Below are 346 nucleotides of genomic sequence, written 5' to 3'. Positions count from 1 at the left end.
ATGCAGGGGGGCACTTCTGGTGTTTCTTTTGTTCCTGCTTCCGGTTCTTCCTTCCGCGTGTGCGGCCTTCTTTTTGTGGGGGTTGTGGTGGTTGGGGGTCTGGTTGATGGGGTTGTTGTTTGAGAACTACATAGTGGACGCGAGCATCTAGGGACACACGCACTTGTGTGTGTGTTTCTATACAGCAATTTCTTATGAATGAACCTGGCCCTTTGTGGTCATGGTTCTCTCGAGTAAGTTTTTGATCTTTGTGTGGTCAAGTTTTTAAGGGCACACGGTGGATGCCTTGGCATTAGGAGCCGAAGAAGGACGTAGGAATCTGCGATAAGCCTGGGGGAGTTGATAA

Annotated in this window: 1 rRNA gene; it reads left to right on the top strand. The window is 49.4% G+C overall.

Annotation, left to right across the window (positions count from 1 at the left end):
* Positions 1-254 precede the first annotated feature (254 nt).
* Positions 255-346, top strand: a 23S ribosomal RNA gene (locus tag AC5RU9_RS21305); the annotation flags it as partial.

It is taken from the genome of Arthrobacter sp. B0316-5-4, from assembly GCF_059090325.1.
Note: the sequence above shows the minus strand (reverse complement) of the source record. Positions and strands in the feature narration are given on the sequence as shown.